The organism is Pseudomonas sp. B21-041, assembly GCF_024748675.1.
Lineage (GTDB): Bacteria > Pseudomonadota > Gammaproteobacteria > Pseudomonadales > Pseudomonadaceae > Aquipseudomonas > Aquipseudomonas neuropathica.
In genome coordinates this window covers 4,227,840-4,246,602 of sequence record NZ_CP087175.1, presented here as the reverse complement: position 1 = coordinate 4,246,602, position 18,763 = coordinate 4,227,840, and the positions used below count along the sequence as shown (strand labels likewise).

Here is an 18,763-nt window from a genome sequence, read left to right as displayed (position 1 = left end):
TTTACGTCTGGAGTTTGTATGTCCATCACTGCACAACAGCTGCAAAGCATCATGCCCAACGCCCGCCGCCTCGCGGGCGTTTTTGTATCCGCCCTCAACGCAGCCATGGCCCATCGACAGATCAACACGCCGAAACGCCAAGCCGCGTTCCTGGCGCAAGTCGGTCACGAGTCGGGTCAGCTGCAGTACGTCCGGGAACTGGGCGGCGACCGGTACCTGAGCAAATACGACACCGGCAGCCTGGCTGCGAAACTGGGCAATACGCCGGCAGCGGATGGTGATGGCCAGCGCTATCGCGGTCGCGGCTTGATCCAGGTCACTGGCCACGACAACTACCTTCGCTGCAGCTTGGCGCTGTTCAGTGATGAGCGATTGCTACGCACGCCTGAACTCCTGGAGCTGCCGCAGTGGGCCGCCGAGTCGGCCGCATGGTTCTGGTCAGTGAATGGGCTGAACGCGCTGGCCGATCAAGACGAATTCAACACGATCACCCGCAGGATCAACGGCGGCCTCAATGGCCTGCAGGACCGGCTGGTGTTGTGGGGGCGGGCGAGGGCGGTGCTATGCGTCTCGGCGAACTGATCCCGACGCCGTATCGACTGGTGGCCAAAGGTGTGCTGCTGGTCGTCTTAGTCGGTAGTTCCGCGGCCATGACTTGGCAAGTACAGGATTGGCGCTACGGCAAACAGCTCGCAGAGCAGGCACGGCTCCACACCGAAACCTTTAACCAGTTGGCCCTGGCCACGATTGCGCAGCAGCGTGCCGAACAGGACAAGCGCCTTGCGCTCGAGCAGCGCCTGGCTACCAGCGAGCAAACCCATTACCGAGCTTTGAGCGATGCCCAACGTGATCAAGGTCGCCTGCGCGACCGCCTTGCCACTGCTGATCTGCGCCTGTCAGTCCTACTCGACGCCACCACCGGCGCCGGCAACGGATCGGTGTCAGCCACCACCGCCACCGGCGGCGTGGTTCATGGCCCCACAAGAGCCGAACTTGACCCAGCGCATGCTCAACGAATTATCGGCGTCACCGATGACGGCGACCGGGGGCTAATTGCCCTCGCGGCCTGTCAGGCATACGCCAAAGAAGTCTCAACACCGAAGTGAAAAAGAGCGGCCGGTCCGAATGCGTCAACATTCGGATCGACCGCTGTCCCTGCAGATGGTCCCTGCAAGTCCAGCCAAGGCTCTTGCTCCGTGCACAAAGCGCGGCGAGCCTAGCACCTGTTTATCCATACAGTAAAGGTCTTGCTTTCAATGTCTACACCCATCATCCCTTGGATGGGCGGCAAACGCCGCCTGGCCGATCGCCTCATTCCGCTTTTTCCGCCACACGAATGCTACGTTGAAGTCTTTGCCGGCGGTGCTGCGCTCTACTTCATGAAGCCCCAGCCATCGCCGGTCGAAGTCCTCAACGACATCAACGGCGACCTGGTCACGCTTTACCGCGTCGTGCAGAACCACCTCGAGGAGTTTGTGCGCCAATTCAAATGGGCGCTCAGCTCGCGGCAGGTGTTCGAATGGCAGAAAATGACCCGCCCCGAAACCCTTACCGACATCCAGCGCGCCGCCCGTTTCTTCTACCTGCAGCACCATGCCTTCGCCGGCAAGGTCTCCGGTCAGACATTCGGCACGGCAACTACCGCACCGGCCATCAACCTGCTGCGCATCGAGGAAAACCTCTCGGCCGCGTGGCAGCGCCTGTCCGGCACCTACGTCGAAAATCTCCCCTGGCTTGAATGCTCTGAACGCTACGACCGTGCTCACACCTTCCATTACATGGATCCACCTTATTGGCAGACCGCCGGCTATGGAGTGGACTTCCCGTTCGAGAACTACGAACGGATGGCCGATTTCATGCGCCGCTGCAAAGGCAAAGTGATGGTCAGCATCAACGATCATCCCGACATTCGCCGTGTGTTCGAAGGCTTCCACTTTGAGACTCTGGACATCCGCTATACCACAGCCAATCAGCGCCAGGGTAAGGCCGAACTTAGTGGCGAACTGGTGATCATGAACTGGGAGCCGGAAGCGTTGGGCGGGTTGTTTTGACAGATGCTGGTCATCATTTTTCTGTTTCCAATCATGAGAACACACCCCTCCCGTCTATCAGATATTTCCTACAGAAATTGACCGAACACCGTTCTGAACGTTAACTGTATATTCGTACAGTATCGGAAGTCGTGCGTCATGAGCTTTTCAATCCTAGGCCCTATTGCTGTGGCCGGTCGGAAATTACCTCTTTGCCTTTTTCGAGTGCCAGCGGGTTTTCCTTCGCCGGCAGCGGATCACATCGAAACCCACATCTCGCTCGACGAAGTGCTCAACATTCGTGCCCCGCATGTTTACTTGGTGAAAATTGCCGGAGAGAGCATGCAGGGGGCGGGTATCTTTGACGGCGATTTAGCAGTAGTGGATCGTTCACTGGAGCCGGCGCATGGGCATATTGTCGTTGCGCTGCTTAACAACGAACCGCTTTGCAAGCGGCTGTGCATCCGTGGGAAAGAGGTCATCCTGCTTTCTGAAAACCCCAAGTACCCGCCGCGTTACGTATTGGAAGGCGATGAGCTGGCGATCTGGGGCGTGATCATTGGTAGCGTGCGCAGTCATGTCTAAGCAGATGCAGGTGTTCGGCCTGATCGATTGCAACAGCTTTTACGCCAGCTGTGAGCGAGTGTTTCGTCCTGACCTGGCAAAGATCCCCATCGTTGTCTTATCGAATAACGACGGCTGCGTCATCGCCCGCAGCTACGATGCCAAGCCTTACGTGAAAATGGGCGAGCCGTACTTCCAGATCAAGCACAAGCTAAAGCAGCACGGCATCGTCCCGTTCTCCTCGAACTACGCGCTATACGGTGACATGAGTGAGCGTGTAATGACGCTGATCGAGTCCATGGTTCCCGCAGTCGAGGTCTACAGCATCGACGAAGCCTTCGTCGACCTCACCGGCATCAACGCTCTAGATAGCCTCGGACGGCAGATCCGTAGCCAGGTACTGAGGTGTGCCGGCATTCCGGTGGGCGTGGGGATCGCTCACACCAAGACCTTGGCCAAGCTGGCCAACCATACGGCCAAACGCCTTCAGGCGCAGACGGGCGGTGTCGTCGATATTTGCGACCCAACTAAGCGTGACTGGGTGCTGCGCAACACCGACGTGTCAGAGGTGTGGGGGGTAGGGCGTCGAATGAAAGCGCACCTGGATACCATGGGAATCAAAAGTGCGATGGATTTGGCAAAAGCTGATCCTTGGATGCTACGCAAAAACTTCAGTGTGGTGATCGAAAAGACGGCGCGCGAACTGGCCGGCACCCCCTGTCTGGAACTAGATGACCCCGATCCGCCGAAGCAGGAGATCTGCTGCAGCCGCATGTTCGGTACCCGGTTGACGGAACTGGCACCGATCAAGGAAGCGGTGGCCACGTACATGATGCGCGCCTCGGAAAAACTCAGGGCGCAAAACTCGCTGTGCAAAAAAGTGCGCGTGAGCATTCGCACCGGGATGTTCAATCCGGAGGAGGCGAAGTACGCCAATGGGGTGGTGATCGATATGCCTTATCCCACGGATGACGTCCGGCTACTGACCAAGGCAGCAGTTGATGCGCTAGATCGTGTATATCGGCCTAGTTTCAAGTACAGCAAGGCGGAGGTATTGCTGATGAGCCTGTGTCAGCCAGGCGAATTCACGGATGATCTGTTTGCGGCTTCTCAACCGGCCGAATCTACCAAGGTGATGGCCGTACTGGATCAGATCAACGAACGGTGGGGAAGGGGGACGCTGCGAGCGGCGAGTGTCCCTAGTAGCCCAGCGTGGGCCATGCGGCGTGAAATGATGAGTCAGAGCTACACGACTCGCTTGGACCAATTGTGGACGATCAACTGTAGGTAGTAAATCGTCCGCTATCGGCCAAAAGCTGGTTAACGAAATCTTCATTTGGAAAGTAGGAATAATTTTTCTTAATTACTTAGCTTAGTTAGCTAAGAAAAATCCGAGACCATGATTTCCTACGCAAGGAGTCAGATTTCGTTGCAAGCGCGAATACGAAGAACTCATACAGATGCGGAATGACCGGAAGTTTGAGTTTTTTTGTATTCTCGTAATCTATTGCCTCGTAAGCTATGTATCTGAGCGCGTCATATAAAGGACTAATGAACTGTACGATTTTCCAAACCAAGTGCGGCGCAGTTTTCTCGATTAAATGCATTTGCCAGAATTCGTCAAACAGTGTCATTGGATGACCGTCGAAATCGAATCGAGCGGAATAGCCAACCAACCCCGCTTGATCCATTTTGTACATGACTCGTTCGGCGTGTTTATTCAGTTTCGCATAGCCTATTTCGACGCTTGCAACTTGCCTGCAGATTGAGTACCAGTCTCCAAGCGGTCCCTGATCAGATGAAGCGTTATTGAGTTCACGCAAATTGTAATAGCGAGACTTATTCGCAAAGCTTTCTAAAAAATCGAGAATTTTATCTTCAATGGTATCAGAGACGGGAGGGGCAATTTTTTCATACCCCCACTTATTTCTTATGGAAAGAGCATGTAGGTATGTAGCCTTGATGTGATGACCGTACTTTTCTCTTAATTCTTTATCAGTCGGAGGAGTATAGTTATTCTCAATCATATGATTAGTTATAACCACAAGCTTCAAAATTCGCTCAATTCCTATCGTGAGTTGAAAGAATGCAGAGTAAAAATTTCCAATTCTGGTTTCATCAAGATTTGCTTTCAAAAGAAAATCAATTCCGGATAATATCGATGATCTGGCTAGGTGCCCCTCCTGCTGCAGCAAAGTAAATGTTCTGCTGAATCGAAAGTCGCGCATAGAGTTCGTCCCGAGTAGGCTCCGCAGGAATCTCTGCTTTTAGGCATTGAGCTGACCGGATTAACGGTCAGCTCAAGCCAGACTATATCTCTTTCAATGCCCCTCTATCCAAGGCCATTTGAAGAAAATCTGTAATGCCACCTCGCTCTAAGCAAGAGTGCATAGTTATTACTCTTTCTGCTCTACTAGCCCCGAGATAAAGATTGGATATAAAACTTCGTCTAATCCCCACGCCTGAGTCTATCGGCGCTTCACTACGATCTGCATGAATTATAAAAACCGTATCAAATTGAAGTCCTGCTACATACTCAGGCATGCTAAATATAAAGCGCTTGCCTGCGTGACGAAACTCGGAAGTTGGCTCTCGGCTTGATATAGTAATGAATTTACCGTTGTACTGCCCCGCTGCAACAACCGAATAAGTATCAAACATTTCCTCGCTTAGGCAAAGGACGGCTACTCTTCGGCCGCCACCCTTTATTAACCGAGCCTTGTCGTGGGCTTTTTCGAATACATGTCGCATAAGGTTTTTCGGCGAGTCATGTACTGTTATTGTTGGGACTTCTCCCCTTGGCAGTTCAGACTCGCCCACATAAGCATTCCACTCGCCAGGCACATCAATCGCTGGAAAAGATGCATCGATATCCCGAAGCAGCTCCGTGATCTCAGGAGTATATCGGAATACTTTCTGAAGCTGAACCAAGTCAGAATTTTGTAGATTACTGCTTGGTGTAAATATTGAGGTCTCTGGTGAGAAGTAGCTGGCAAAACTACTAGTTGGGCTTTGCTTAATATCATACGCCATGAAAATTGCTGGACGTGCTTGAAGAGGGCAGTTTTCCGCCTGCCTTACGAGCTTATGCAAGCATTGACGTTCCACAGATGTAAAAAGATGTAACTCATCGACGAATAATGCATCGTAACCAAGCTTGTCCTTGATTATTGACCAGCGATTAGTATCTAGGTAAGAATCAAAATCGGCGATCATCTGATCCATACTGAGAGTTTTCATTTCTGCAAGCTCTTTACAGTATCTTGCATGAATTTCTAGTATGAATCTTCTGTCAAGCTCAGTTGCAAGCGGCATCAACCAAGCCCCTCGACGGACATCGTTCTTGGCGTATTTTTCTGCCTGCGCTGAACTTGGCTTTATTCCTTCCGCATCGATTACGCTTGCCAATTCTCCAGCAACTTCATTTATAAGAATTGGGTGACCAATATCATGAGGGTTCCAGCGACTATACAAATCAGAACTAATACCTTTATAACGTGCTTGCATTATCATGGAATTCCACATCTCCACCATAATGTTTTCGACGATCTCTCTTTGGTCTTTTCTCCCCTTCCGACCGTCTAACTCTAGAGGCGTCAACTCGGAGCTATGCAATGCAAGTTGATTTGAAGCTAGATCATATAGAGTTCGAATTTCCAGTTTGGCGTAACTGGCTCTGCCAAGGGTTAGTCCAGCCGAGTCCAAGCTCTCACATATTGCATTAACGAAATCTACAGAGGCTTTGCTATGAGTTAAGAATCCATATCTGATTGGCTTCTGCGCTCTTTCGGCTTCAGTGCCATCTTTTAAAAATTTTATAGCTAACGACAAAGTCTTCCCAGTTCCTGCTGACCCACGAAGTCTCACTGGGTTATCATGTGGCTTATCAACAAATGCTCTTTGATCTTTTGTAAGGCGTGTTTGGTACCAGACCTCTAAAGTTCCACCTTGAACAAAACCTTGAGGTAGGCGTTCCGTCAATATTATTCCCGCATCCGTTGCAGGGGCGGACGGAACGCCTTCATCGCATAGAATAGCATCTACAAATTTTGCTCGTATTCTTAAATATTGCTGTTCGTCGATAGTGAGCTTATGAAAATCAACAGTATCATCCATAAGAGAAAACACAAAAAGATCTTTCACATCTTTACTGTTTAATGGATGAGCTATAAGAAAGTGTAGTCTGCCTCGCCAATTACTAAAGGTTTTCACCGATATCGAGAATACGTCGCCTTCATAATGCGGCCGCCATGATGGGGGAATGCTGACGCTATCAGTGAATTGTGCTCTTGCGACGGTGATAATGCGCTCTAGGTTACGAGAGTCTTTCTCTGCGCCGGTAAAAATAGGGTCAGAGTCGGAATTGTTTATGATTATTAAAGAGTTGCTCTCATCTTCAACCTGCCGCTCAAAAATATAAACAGTATCATCTATGAGCACGCGCCGTATAGTCGCCTCTTCAGGCGGCAATTCAAACTTTTCGAACCAGAGTTCGCTTATTTCGTAGTTGGACAACCTGAATAGAGCATGTGGCGTGATTGCTAGATTATACATTTTCGGCTTTCCTTAAATTTTCGACTATGTCCATGATTGCCAAATCATTTAAACGAGACACCTCATCGGATAGACCAATGCGCGTGAAGTTTTGCGCGAAAATTTGCGCTGCTTTATATTTATACGTTGAAGTGAGTCTTGCTACTCGAACCGCTGAGACGGTATCCTCGCTAGACTTTATCAGATGTTCAGCTGAAGATCTGAAGCAAAGTTCTTTGCAAAGTGAAAAAACGCGTTTCATACGCATCACAAACCCTAAACCTTCGATACCAACAATACAGCTGATCATTAGGTGCCCCTCACCTAAATTTGATTTTAGACTAGACAATTGAGTGCTTGTGTATTTTTCAGGGTTTTTTTCGAGCGAATATATATCGGTCAGACACTTTAGTGTCGTTCCTTGCAAGCACGCGTTTAGCTTTCTAATTATTTTTTCTAGCTCTCCACTCTCTTTGGGCTTCAAGGCAAGGTGTCCAGAAATTTGTAAAATGACGCTGTCGACGCTTTCCTGGCCCAACCAAGACATAAGATCGTTAACTTCAGGTTGAGTCTTCAAGAAGCGCCTTAGTTCGTTCTGGCACTGCTTCTTTATTGACTGTATTTGATCACCAGCCCAGAAGCGCTCAATAAAATCTGGAAACGAATAAATCGGTACGTAGGCTATATGGCCATCGATTTTATCATTAGCAAGGTCGCAGTCGGCGTTGACTATCACTCCGTACTTTGAGTTCAGTTCACCATACAGCTTGATTATGTCGCCTTGGCGAAGCCCTGAGTCTTGCAAAACTAGCTCTGTCTCTTCCATGAATACTCAACTTTATTGCTGCGTTTTAAATTATTGTTAACTGTTCGTTTTTGACACTAATGACCCATCGAAGTTAAGCGGAAAATATTCATTAACAATAAATACTTTACATGCCGAACTATTTTTACATTACCCATGTTGAGGGTACGATTCGCGCAATCTCACAATGCCACCGTGCCACTATGAGCGGGCTTTGAATCTATGTCCAGTTCAGGAACGCGGGATTTCGATAGGCGAGTAAGCGCGAGCGCCATTCAGCGAGAGGAGAGTGAAGGACTCGCAGCTTTATCATTTTTAGTGATGATCACCAAGCAAGACGTATCGCTTCAATTTTACCCCTTACGAAGTGCTAACTGCGGGAACAACCAGTGTGTTCTCTCGCCGTCCAAATGGCTCTATATTGCGGATACTACAGATTTAGAGGTTCCGCTCGGGCTGATAGCAGCTGTCACCATTTACGTCTGCTTTAAGCCCTAAGCGATCGATTGCGAACGTCCGCTCTTGGCCCGAAAGCTGACGCTCACGGAATGGCGCTTCTGGCCGATGGCTGCCTGCAAAGGCGATATTAGGATTGCCGTATCCGCATAATCGCATCTGTGATCGCTTTCGCATTTGTGTCTAAGGTCTCCATAGCCATCACAGCGTTATCTGCAACCACTGCCACTCCATTGGCTGCAAGCCAAACAGTGACCTCCTCGATTGCCGCCGCCAGTGCATGCTGGTTGTGCAGGAGCAATGTCAGGGCGTCAGCAGTGGCGATATTAGAAGGTGAGTTATTTGGCATGCGATCCATCTTGGCAATGAGGGGTTCGCAAAGCCTAGCTCATGCGGCCGCAGCAGAGAGACTTAGATACCGCACGCTTAAAAATTGCTACACCGCGCAGATGATTTGAGACTTTAGCCAACAGTTGGGGGGGGAAGGCGGGCTACTGCATCCAATCCATCATTGGGGCGACGGAGAAGCGGCGGGAGAGTGGGGCGGGTGTGGCGGTGATCGGGGACATTGGCTGTTCTGGATTGGTGGGGCCGGGAGGTAGGGAGTTTATCAGGATTGAGGTTGGGCCGGGCTTCGGGAAGTGAATCCGATGGTGGAGTTCATTTACATGTAAAGAGGGAATGGAATGTAAATAAATCCGTCCCCCCTTTTTCCTTTTTCCTTTTTCCTTTTTCCTTTTTCCTTTTTTCCGTAAATATGGGTGGATTTGAGGAGTTGAACATGTTGCAGTTGCTGTGCGACACCTTTGATCAGCCCCACGAGTTGAACTCGTAGATTTCTGCACACGTCATTCTCAAGTGGGATAGCCACCGTTCAACGTAGCGAAAACGGCACTACTTTCTGCGAGGCTGGAGCCTTCATCCTTTAGGGTTAGGTTGACTCAGCATATCTTTAAAGGCTTGGCACAGAGCGTCCGGCCCCCCAATATCCGTCGCCTTTAGTATTCGCTCGGCTGAGGCGTACTCCAACCCTTGGACATTCATAAAGCAAGCAGCGCCTGCAGAAAGGAAACGTACGATCGGTACATGCTGGGGCAGAACAGGGTTTTCAGAGTCCAAGTCCTTGTTTGATTGTATGCAGTCTTCTTTTTCCCATAGGTCCCTGCCATCTTCAATGATTGAAATACCGTTTTGAAAAATGTAGTTGTCGCCCCTTTCTAGCGATGGATCATTACCTTCGGGTGCAATTTCTTTAGAAAAAATGAACACGAGTGGAGACTGATTGTTGTTGATTTTTGGAACGTAAATAACAATGGCGTCAAAGCACAACTCATATATCGTCTCATTGTCCTCGGTAAATATAGCCATTATTCCTTCGGGCGAAATTTCAGTGACTAAAGCGCTGCCGGAGCAATGAAGGTTGACCAAGTCGCAGCCATAATTTATTCCATCACCATGCATCTGTTGTAAGACCGCAAGTGCGGTGCTCGGGTCCCGGATAACAAAAGCATCCGACGCCTTGACACCTTTGATGTGATTGGTTTTTAGGACTTGTATCAGTCGCTCAACAGTTAACTCTTTAGTTTTGTTTTCGAGTTTGCCATACACGGCAATCGTCGTGCGGTAGGCCACGTCCAACTCTGTTTTTCCCTGTCCCTCTAAGTACGGAGGACCAATGGCTGCACCTAAAAACGAATCTAAATTTTCTCTCAAGTCTATCAAGCCTTTGGAAACAGTAGCCTCTTGCAGAAGCACTCCGCTGTGAGTGATTCTGTTTCGCCAACTTTCAACCTGCAGTAATCTGTCTTGAAATGTTTTGTCGATAGGAAGACCGCACACGTCCCGAAGTCTCTCGATTGACTCCTTGAAAGTAACGGTATGCACTCCGTCGGCTTCATAAAGTTCCTCTATTTCACCATTTCTTCGTCGTTTAAACGCTAATTTAACTTTTGGGGAAATGTCCGAGTAGAGTAAAAGCTCGTGCTCTTTCGCTAAGCAATATTTGAATAGGATTTCTATACCATGCTGTACTGAGAGAACGGAGTCCTTAAGTGCTGAAAATCGTACGGACTCTTCGGAGTTGTCAACTTTGAGTTGCATGTAAGTCGATAGATGATCGTAGCCTTTTCTTAGCGAGTCAAGTCCGTTTTCAATTAGTGTGATTTTCATCATTGTTCCTTAAATGATAGGGCTATCAAGCCTATGCCTTCACGTAGGGTAAGGAGAGCGGTGATATTCAAATTAGCGATTACCCTCAGTTCGATAATGCTTCTGGTGCCCTTGGGGCAAATTCTCAATACAACCGGAAAAAGGTGACGAATATATTTAGAGATACATGGTGGCTTGCCAGTAAGTAAATCCGTAAATTTTTCCGCGTTGGCGTTTTTTTTTTTTGTGAGGGCTTGACGGATGTTAATCTGCTGTTTCTTTCTTCTTTAAAGCTATTTGTTCCTTGTCTATGTGTGCCAGTATTTGTAGTCCGAGTTTTGTTACGGAATATCTTCGATATCGAACGCCAGGGACTTTTTCATTTTCGGTTAAACCGTGTATTTGCAGTTTTGGGCATATATTGAAGTACAAGAATCGGCTACTAACGTTTCCCGTAGCTGCTGAGTTCGTTACGCCCTGTATTATCCTGCTTCTGTAAGTATAGAAAATATCTAGAAGGCTATGTTCCTCCTCGTTGTCAGTCGAATTGATAGAAAGGGGGATGGCTACAGTTATGTGTTTTAATACTTCCACTATCTCTGAGAGGTCTTCATTGCCGTTGGTCGGTTTAGATGGTAGTGGTAAGGGGCGGCTTTCTAAGGTTTTAATGGTTTCTTTTAGTTGATTGTTTTCATCGGAAAGTTTTTTATTTCCTCGAATAAAGGTTTAGTATCAACAATCTCGCTTCCTGAAACCCAGCCCGTTAGTTCCGGCCTTCCTGCATAGTCAGACAAACTCTCATACACGCAAAGCTTGATGTCTTTGAGGTCGTCAAAGAAAGAAGATATTCTGCCGAGTGCTTTGTCGCGAAATGCTTTCAGTTCTTTTGGGTTGTCTTTTTCAAGATGATGCGTTCCGTTGTCTCGCGCCTTTTTCTCTAAAGCATCATCTTTTATTATGACCGAAAACATTGGTTTGTTTTGAGCTGCTGCATAATCGAATTCAAGTTCGGTGTAACTCAGATTGGTTGAACTTTCAATAGAGCCATATCTGCCCCCTAAGATCAACATGTATACATCTGATTGATCTATCCAGTCGTTAATAGTCTCCATTTGAGAACGGTCTCCAGCAGTAAAAAGTTCCATGCCTGCAGGAATATGGCCCGACTTCAGAATCGCACTTACAGCCGCTTGTCGCTCATCAATTAAATCCGTGTATGTGCTAGAAATAAAAACCTGTAATTTTCTCTTCATTTCCTGTCCTTTGAACTCATGAAAAACAGACAGTATCGAAATGCCAGTATTATGTCCATAAAGTGACAGTATTTGGACCGATAGGCGTGCCTAAAGAGCCATTCCAAACAGAAAAAAGCACGTACGTTTAAATTAAGTCTGTTGCTGTAGTCCTGAGCCTACACTCCCTTGCGCCTCCCCCTACACCTAAGACAGAATCCCCCGGCTTGTGCCTCTAGCCCGCAGGTTCTATCGTCCATACGTCACTGAAAACCAGTGATCGGGTTTGGTAGCCCGTCTCCGTCAGAAGCACAAGACTACTGTCTTGCGACGACGTTTTTCGTCTTCGTTTTATGGTGGTCATGCGCGGGGCGTCTTCGGATGCGCCGGGGTTCCTGACGACCGGTCTACCAACCTGCGTATGGCCTCCACCCTTCGTTTGGTAGCGAGAGTGATGGCTCCTTTTCGTTTATCCGTCAGGAGTTACACCATGTTCAAACCAACACCGAATCCACCAGAAACCGACCCCGCATCCCCCTACGATTCCCTCAACCCCAAAAAACTCCACGAAGCCGCCGAGCGCGCGCTCGATCACTACCTCCTTCCCGCCGGCCACATCATGGCCAGCGTCAACGAACCCGAGCGCATGTACCTCGCCAACCCCAAGTACGACTCGGAATCCCTGCTGGCCAATGCCAGTGAAACGCTGAGTTCCGCCTCGGAAATGCTCAACAACTTCGCCGCAGCACTTGACCCCTCGCACCGCAAAACCGCGCTCGGCATCGCGCAGGTGGTGATGTTGGGGGAGTTGGCGGTGAATCAGGCGCTGGATAACGTTGAGGTGAAAGCGTAAATCACCCCCCTTTGTGGCGAGCGGCTCAGCCGTTGCCACGGAGGGGCTGTTGACGCTGGGCAAAGCAGCCGGGAGGAGGGCGGGGAAATGGACAGGGTGATGGCCATTTAGTAGCATTTCGCGCCTTTACTCAGGAGTCGCCGCACCATGGAAGCTACATCGTCCCAAGCTTGGTACAACACACGTCCCGCCGTTGTCTTCATGGCCGTTTTTTATTGCTTTGTCGTGTTGATTCAGGCCGGCCTGTGGGTGGCTAATGACGGGTTTCAGCAAGCGCGGGAAGGGGATATTTCGTTTCTGATGCTGCTGAACGTCTGCGTGGTGGCGTTGTTGATGTTCGTCGGCGGCTTGCTGTTGCTGGCGAGAAAGAAGATCAGTTCGCTGTGCTTTATGCTCGCGTTGATTCTGGGAATTGCCTTTTCTCTGTCGCAGATGAACAGCGGTTCGGTTGTGCATCTGCTGACTCTGCCGATGTTCAAAGAATATGCACTGGTGTTTGGTATCTGGGTGTACAGCCTGCAGTTGCGTACGACGGGTTATTTTTCCGCTAAATAACCCCTCTGCATTGCCCGTAGCGCCCTGTTGGCTGAATAGGCCGGGCGCTTGATTTTCAGCCATTTACGTGAAGAGAATTTATGTCTGCTCCTGATAAGCCAAAGCTGCCGTTGCAAGCATTCGTGATGTCGTGCCTGGTGGCCGGCTGGGGTCTGGTGTATGCCGGTCAGGTGAAGTGGGCGGTGCGTGTTGCCGCTTTACTTTATCTGGGTGTGATTTTACTCGGTGTCTGCGGGGTGCCTGCCACGCCGGTGGGCCTTTATGTCTTCGCTACCTTTATCGTCCTGGTGAAACTCGGCTCAGCCACGGCAGCAGCGATATCGGTGCGCAAAAACGACCGTCCGGTGAACAGCCCCAGCACCCGCTTCCACGTGTTTTACGTGGTGGCGCTGGTCATCCTCACGCTGATTCTTTTGGGGCCATTGCGAGGCCCGACGCTGGGGTTCAAGACTTACTTCATCCCCTCTGGCTCGATGGTTCCGACCCTTTCGATCGGTGACTATATCGTCACCAAAATGCGCATCGACGCGCTGCAAGTGGGCGACATTGTGACTTATCGCTACAACGGCACGGAGGCGGTCAAACGTGTGGCGGCGGTGGGTGGCGATACCTTGTCGATTGTTGACGGTAAGGTCATTCGCAACGGCGAAAACATGGGGCTGTTCTTTGCACCGCCAGATCGCGTGAAGGATCCTCGTTATCTGCAAACGCCGCAGACGGTGGTCGAGAAAGATCATGTTTATCTGCTCGGTGATAACCGCGACAGCAGTAACGACAGCCGCTTTATGGGCCAGGTCGCACTCGAAGACATTACCGGTAAAGTCACCGGAATCTGGTATTCATCCGATCGATCGAGGATTGGCACAGCCTTTCAGTGAAAACAAAAGCCGTCACCTTAAGGTGACGGCTTTCGCTTGCAGATCTAGCCAAACTGCCCCGCCGACTCAACCGCAGATTTCGGCTTCCTCAACCGCGTCAACTGGTAAGCAATCCCCAACCAGACAAACCACCCCGGCATCACCATCAACGCAATCCGCGTATCAGGCCGCAACGCCAGTAACCCCAGCACAAACCCCAAAAACGCCAACGAGAACCAAGCCATCGGCACACCGCCGGGCATCTTGTAAGCCGACTTCGCATGCAGATCCGGGCGTTTTTTCCGGTAGGCGATGTAAGACGCGAGGATGGTCGACCAGGTGAAGATCACCAGAATCGCCGACACGGTGGAGACGATGGTGAACGCGGTCATGACTTCCGGCACGATGAACAGCACCAGCACGCCGACCAGCATCAACAGCGTGGTGAACGCCAGGCTCAGCAGCGGCACGCTGTTGCTCGACAGTCGGCGGAATAGGCCGGGCGCGTTGTCCTGGTTAGCCAGTCCGAACAGCATGCGGCTCGATGAGAACACGCCGCTGTTGGCCGACGATGCCGCTGAGGTCAGGACCACGAAGTTGACGATGCCGGCCGCTGCGGGGAACCCGGCGACGAGGAACAGTTCGACAAAGGGGCTTTTGATTGGAGAAACCTGTTGCCACGAGGTCACGGCAATAATGCAGGTCAGTGCCAGGACGTAGAACAGGATGATCCGCAGCGGAATCGAGTTGATCGCTTTGGGCAGGGTCTTCTCTGGCGAGCGGGTTTCGGCGGCGGCGGTGCCGATCAGTTCGGTGCCGGCGAAGGAGAAGATCGCCATTTGAAATCCGGCGAAGAAGCCGAACAAACCGTTGGGGAACGCCGCCTGTTTGTCCACCAGGTGACTCAGGGACGCGGTGACGCCACTGGGCGAGACGAAGGAGCTGGCAATCAGCACGGTGCTGACGCCGATCAGGGTCACGACGGCAATGATCTTGATGATCGCGAACCAGAATTCCACTTCACCGAATAGCCTGACGGTCAGCACGTTGAGGGCGAACAGGGTCGCCAGCATGCCGACGGCGGGTATCCACGCCGGGACGTCGGGGAACCAGTACTGGAAGAAGCCGCCGACCACGACGGCATCGCCGATCACCGCCACGCTCCAGCTCAGCCAGTACGACCAGCCGAGGAAGAACGCCGCACGCGGGCCGAGGTAGGCACCGGCGAAGTCGGCGAAGGTTTTGAAGTTGAGGTTGGACAGGAGCATTTCGCCCATGGCGCGCATGACGAAAAACACGAACAGGCCGATGATCATGTAGATGAGGATGATCGACGTTCCGGAGAGCGCGATGATCTTCCCGGAGCCCATGAACAGGCCGGTTCCGATGGCGCCGCCCATGGCCATTAACTGGATGTGACGATTGCTGAGCGTACGCTGCAGCGCGGGCTGTTCAGGCAGCCCGGAAGGGGTCGATTTCATTGCAAAACCTCTTGATTTTATGTTTTTGAGTTTTGGCAGAAAGTAGGTGTCGAGCGTTCTTGTTAGAGGTGCGACGGCTAATCACAAGGTGAATCACCCCCTGTGGCTTGGGGGCAGTCATTACCGATCAACTGACGGTGCGCAGACGCGAGGCTTTGGCCGGTTGCGGATCGAGCAATTGGAAGAGGTTTTTGATGTTCGCCGGCGTCGGCACCAGGTGGATGCGCTGGCCGATTTGCTGTGCCTGCGCCAAGTCTTTCAGGTAGCGCAGTGAGGAAAAATCTTCCAGGGCAAAACCCACCGAATCGAACACCGTCACCTGCGCATCGTTTTCGCGTCCGGCGACTTCGCCCTGCACAATGCGGAAAAACTCGATCACCGGGGAGTCGGCTGCCAGTTGCTGAATGTCGCCTTCAATGCGCGTTTGCGGCTCGAACTCGACGATGACCCGGGCGTTGCGCAGGATGTCGGCGTGCAGTTCGGTTTTACCCGGGCAGTCACCGCCGACCGCATTGATGTGCATGCCGGGCTCGATCATCTCGGGGGTCAGAATGGTTGCGTAGGCTTTGTCGGCGGTGACCGTGGTGACGATATCCGCGCCCTCTACCGCGTCCTTCACCGAGCTGGCCAGAATCACGTCGATGTCCGGGAACGCCGCGAGGTTGTGCTTCAACTTGAGTGAAGCGTCGCGATCGATATCAAAGATGCGGATTTCGTTGATGCCCAACATTTCATGAAAGGCCAGCGCCTGGAATTCACTCTGCGCACCGTTACCGATGAGGGCCATCGAGATCGAATCCGGACGAGCCAGCGATTTCGCCACCAGCGCCGAGGTTGCGGCGGTGCGCACGGCGGTGGTCAGTGTCAGTTCGCTGAGTAGGGTGGGGTAGCCACTCTGCACATCGGCCAGCAGACCGAAGGCCATGACCGTGAGCAAATTCTGCTGGCCGTTGTTCGGGTGGCCATTCACGTATTTGAACGAGTACTGCTCGCCGTCGTCGGTGGGCATCAACTCGATCACGCCGTCCGCCGAGTGGTTGGCCGTGCGCGGCGATTTATCAAACTGCGCCCAGCGTGCGTAATCCGCTTCGATATAGCCAGCCATTTCGCGAATGGCGCGGCGGATACCGACTTGGGTGAACAGGCGTGCAGCATCATCGACATCAATAAAAAGCGTCATGGTCTTATTCTCCGATCCAGTCATTGAAAGGTTGTAGAGCGGCGGGCGGCTCAGCTGCGTTTGCTCTCGAAACCGTGCAGCACGTTCACTGCATTGATGCCGATCTCATCGACCATGTAGCCGCCCTCCATGACGAACAGGGTCGGGCAGCCGACGCTGGCGATCAGTTCGCCGATGCCGATGAAGTCCTCGCTTTCCAACAAGAAGTGGCTGATGGGGTCGTCCTTGAACGTGTCGACCCCGAGGGAAATCACCAGCACTTCAGGGGCGAACTGCTGGAGCTTTTTGCAGGCGTGGAGCAGGGCTTTGCGATAGCTCTCCCAGGTGGTGTTTTTCGGCAGGGGATAGTTGAGGTTGTAACCCTCGCCGACACCCGCGCCGACTTCGTGGCTGTAGCCCGAGAAGTACGGATAGGACACCGCCGGTTCGCCGTGCAACGAGACGAACATGACGTCGCTGCGCTGGTAAAAAATGTTCTGGGTGCCGTTGCCGTGATGGAAGTCGACGTCGAGCACCGCGACACGTTTGGCGCCTTGGGTGATGGCTTGTTGCGCGGCAATCGCGGCGTTGTTGAGGTAGCAATAACCACCCATGTATTCGCGCGCGGCGTGATGCCCGGGCGGGCGGCACAAGGCGAAGGCGCTGTCGTGGCCTTCATCGATCAGGGCCAGGCCGGTGAGGGCGATGTCGGCGCTGGTTTTCACCGCTTGCCAGGTCGTCGCGGTGATCGGCGAACCGGCATCCATCGCATAGAAACCGAGTTTGCCGTCGATGAACGTTGGCACTTGCTCGCCGGCTAGATCGCGCACCGGCCATACCAGCGGCAAGGCGTCGTGAGTACGACCGGTTGCGCACCATTCGCTCCAGGCATTTTCCAGAAAACTGACGTAGCGCTCGCTGTGCGCGTTGACGTAGCAGGAGCGATCAAACGCGCGCGGCTCGACGATCTGCCCGAGGCCGACCTGTTTGACTCGGTTATGCACGGTGTCGGCGCGACTCGGTTGCTCGAACGACGGTTTGAGCACGCCGTCTTTCAATTCGGTGCCGTGGTGCAACCGGTGGGAATCACTGAAAACTGTAAACATTCTGCGCATCCGTTATTGTTGGCCAGTGCAAATATTCTGTTCCGGCTTGGCTGCGCTTTCTTTGCTTTGTGTTCGTGGTTAAGTCGATTATTCGGGCGTTTTTACTCAGGAATGGCGTCATGCAGAAAAAAATATCCAAACGCATCAGCCTCGACGAGACCGACCTGGCGATTCTTGAGTTATTGCAGGAGGACGCCAGTATTTCCAACGCTGAACTTAGCGAGCGGCTGTCGCTGAGCCTTACGCCGTGCTGGCGACGGCGCAAGCGCATGGAGGAGGCCGGGGTCATCAAGGGCTATCAGGCCAACCTTGATCGGCGAATGCTCGGGCTGGATATCATGGCGTTCGTGCACATTCGTTTTTCCACCCACGCCGACCACGCGCCGGACGCCTTCGAGGCGGTGATTGCGCAATTGCCGCAGGTGGTGGCCTGCCACAAGATCACCGGCGATGCCGATTATGTGTTGCAGGTGTTGGCGGAGGATCTTGATAGCTACAGCGATTTCATCGAGCAGGTGCTCAGGCGTCAGGTGGGGATTGCCTCGATTCAGTCGAGTCTGGCGTTGCGCGAGGTCAAGACTGGGAGCCGGATTGCGATTCCCAAGCCAGCAAGGGACTGAGTCGGCAGGCGCCTGAATCAGCATTTTCAGCCTGGTTTTGCGCCAGTAGCGATGTGCCATAAATCATGATGGCAATGCGTCATCACGCGGCTCAAAAAGTTCAACGATTGTACAAAAATATAAAGTTGTACAAGTTTTCGCAAAATTACTAGCATCCCTCCAGACACCTTTGCTGAAACGATAAATCCAGCGTGCAGACCCTCTGTTTGCGACGTGACGGGTTTGTCTGCCGATGCTCGCGTCGGGTTTCTTCTCGACGCCTCAACAGCATCCGCATTTTGCATTTCCGGGACAGCTGGAGCGTCCCGTATTACGCCTTGGATGACGACCCCCGAATGTCTGGACGGTGACAGTGGTTACCGGA

General features: G+C 51.9%; 18 protein-coding genes and 1 pseudogene. 9 read left to right on the top strand and 10 right to left on the bottom strand.

Going from position 1 to position 18,763, the window contains the following annotated elements:
* Positions 1-18: 18 nt before the first annotated feature.
* From LOY43_RS18680 to umuC, 5 genes are all read left to right on the top strand, one after another.
* Positions 19-582, top strand: coding sequence for a glycoside hydrolase family 19 protein (locus tag LOY43_RS18680; protein WP_258708548.1), 564 nt, complete (start codon positions 19-21; stop codon positions 580-582).
* Positions 564-1,106 (top strand): lysis protein, encoded by a 543-nt coding sequence (locus tag LOY43_RS18675; protein WP_258708547.1) that lies wholly within the window; start codon positions 564-566, stop codon positions 1,104-1,106. Before LOY43_RS18680 ends, LOY43_RS18675 begins: the two co-directional genes overlap by 19 nt.
* A 150-nt stretch (positions 1,107-1,256) precedes the next feature.
* Positions 1,257-2,051, top strand: a complete 795-nt coding sequence (locus tag LOY43_RS18670) for a DNA adenine methylase (RefSeq protein WP_258708546.1) — start codon at positions 1,257-1,259, stop codon at positions 2,049-2,051.
* A gap of 138 nt (positions 2,052-2,189) precedes the next feature.
* Positions 2,190-2,615, top strand: a complete 426-nt coding sequence (locus tag LOY43_RS18665) for a LexA family transcriptional regulator (RefSeq protein ID WP_258708545.1) — start codon at positions 2,190-2,192, stop codon at positions 2,613-2,615.
* Positions 2,608-3,885 carry a translesion error-prone DNA polymerase V subunit UmuC gene (gene umuC / locus LOY43_RS18660; RefSeq protein ID WP_258708544.1) on the top strand — a complete coding sequence of 426 codons (1,278 nt, stop codon included), beginning with the start codon at positions 2,608-2,610 and terminating at the stop codon, positions 3,883-3,885. The genes LOY43_RS18665 and umuC overlap by 8 nt, the downstream gene beginning before the upstream one ends.
* An 85-nt stretch (positions 3,886-3,970) precedes the next feature.
* Here the strand turns inward: umuC and LOY43_RS18655 are convergent, their stop codons facing one another.
* From LOY43_RS18655 to LOY43_RS18630, 7 genes and pseudogenes are all read right to left on the bottom strand, one after another.
* A complete protein-coding gene (locus tag LOY43_RS18655) occupies positions 3,971-4,822 on the bottom strand; it encodes a hypothetical protein (RefSeq protein WP_258708543.1) in 852 nt (283 codons plus the stop codon).
* An 82-nt stretch (positions 4,823-4,904) separates the two neighbouring features.
* Positions 4,905-7,148, bottom strand: a complete 2,244-nt coding sequence (locus tag LOY43_RS18650) for a UvrD-helicase domain-containing protein (protein WP_258708542.1) — start codon at positions 7,146-7,148, stop codon at positions 4,905-4,907.
* Positions 7,141-7,953, bottom strand: a complete 813-nt coding sequence (locus LOY43_RS18645; protein WP_258708541.1) for a hypothetical protein — start codon at positions 7,951-7,953, stop codon at positions 7,141-7,143. The genes LOY43_RS18650 and LOY43_RS18645 overlap by 8 nt, the downstream gene beginning before the upstream one ends.
* Before the next feature lie 565 nt (positions 7,954-8,518).
* Complete coding sequence (locus tag LOY43_RS18640) at positions 8,519-8,737, bottom strand: hypothetical protein (RefSeq protein WP_258708540.1); 219 nt, start codon at positions 8,735-8,737, stop codon at positions 8,519-8,521.
* A 151-nt stretch (positions 8,738-8,888) separates the two neighbouring features.
* Positions 8,889-8,957 (bottom strand): annotated as a pseudogene (locus LOY43_RS28890) (hypothetical protein); the annotation flags it as partial.
* Positions 8,958-9,306: 349 nt separating this feature from the next.
* Positions 9,307-10,557, bottom strand: a complete 1,251-nt coding sequence (locus tag LOY43_RS18635; RefSeq protein ID WP_258708539.1) for a hypothetical protein — start codon at positions 10,555-10,557, stop codon at positions 9,307-9,309.
* Positions 10,558-11,213: 656 nt separating this feature from the next.
* A complete protein-coding gene (locus LOY43_RS18630; RefSeq protein ID WP_258708538.1) occupies positions 11,214-11,789 on the bottom strand; it encodes a DUF4062 domain-containing protein in 576 nt (191 codons plus the stop codon).
* Between the two features lie 469 nt (positions 11,790-12,258).
* On the opposite strand from LOY43_RS18630, the gene LOY43_RS18625 reads away from it, so the two are divergent.
* From LOY43_RS18625 to lepB, 3 genes are all read left to right on the top strand, one after another.
* Entirely contained in the window at positions 12,259-12,621 is a 363-nt protein-coding gene (locus tag LOY43_RS18625; RefSeq protein WP_258708537.1) for a DUF6124 family protein, read from the top strand.
* A 147-nt stretch (positions 12,622-12,768) separates the two neighbouring features.
* Positions 12,769-13,176, top strand: a complete 408-nt coding sequence (locus LOY43_RS18620) for a hypothetical protein (protein WP_258708536.1) — start codon at positions 12,769-12,771, stop codon at positions 13,174-13,176.
* Between the two features lie 80 nt (positions 13,177-13,256).
* A complete protein-coding gene (lepB, locus tag LOY43_RS18615; RefSeq protein WP_095124385.1) occupies positions 13,257-14,054 on the top strand; it encodes a signal peptidase I in 798 nt (265 codons plus the stop codon).
* A gap of 44 nt (positions 14,055-14,098) precedes the next feature.
* Here the strand turns inward: lepB and LOY43_RS18610 are convergent, their stop codons facing one another.
* The 3 genes from LOY43_RS18610 to LOY43_RS18600 form a co-directional block, all read right to left on the bottom strand.
* Positions 14,099-15,514 (bottom strand): amino acid permease, encoded by a 1,416-nt coding sequence (locus LOY43_RS18610; protein WP_258708535.1) that lies wholly within the window; start codon positions 15,512-15,514, stop codon positions 14,099-14,101.
* A 127-nt stretch (positions 15,515-15,641) separates the two neighbouring features.
* Positions 15,642-16,694, bottom strand: coding sequence for an ornithine cyclodeaminase (locus LOY43_RS18605; RefSeq protein ID WP_150694565.1), 1,053 nt, complete (start codon positions 16,692-16,694; stop codon positions 15,642-15,644).
* Between the two features lie 50 nt (positions 16,695-16,744).
* Positions 16,745-17,779, bottom strand: coding sequence for a histone deacetylase family protein (locus tag LOY43_RS18600; protein WP_258708534.1), 1,035 nt, complete (start codon positions 17,777-17,779; stop codon positions 16,745-16,747).
* A 119-nt stretch (positions 17,780-17,898) separates the two neighbouring features.
* On the opposite strand from LOY43_RS18600, the gene LOY43_RS18595 reads away from it, so the two are divergent.
* Positions 17,899-18,399, top strand: coding sequence for an Lrp/AsnC family transcriptional regulator (locus LOY43_RS18595; protein WP_016987646.1), 501 nt, complete (start codon positions 17,899-17,901; stop codon positions 18,397-18,399).
* Positions 18,400-18,763 lie beyond the last annotated feature (364 nt).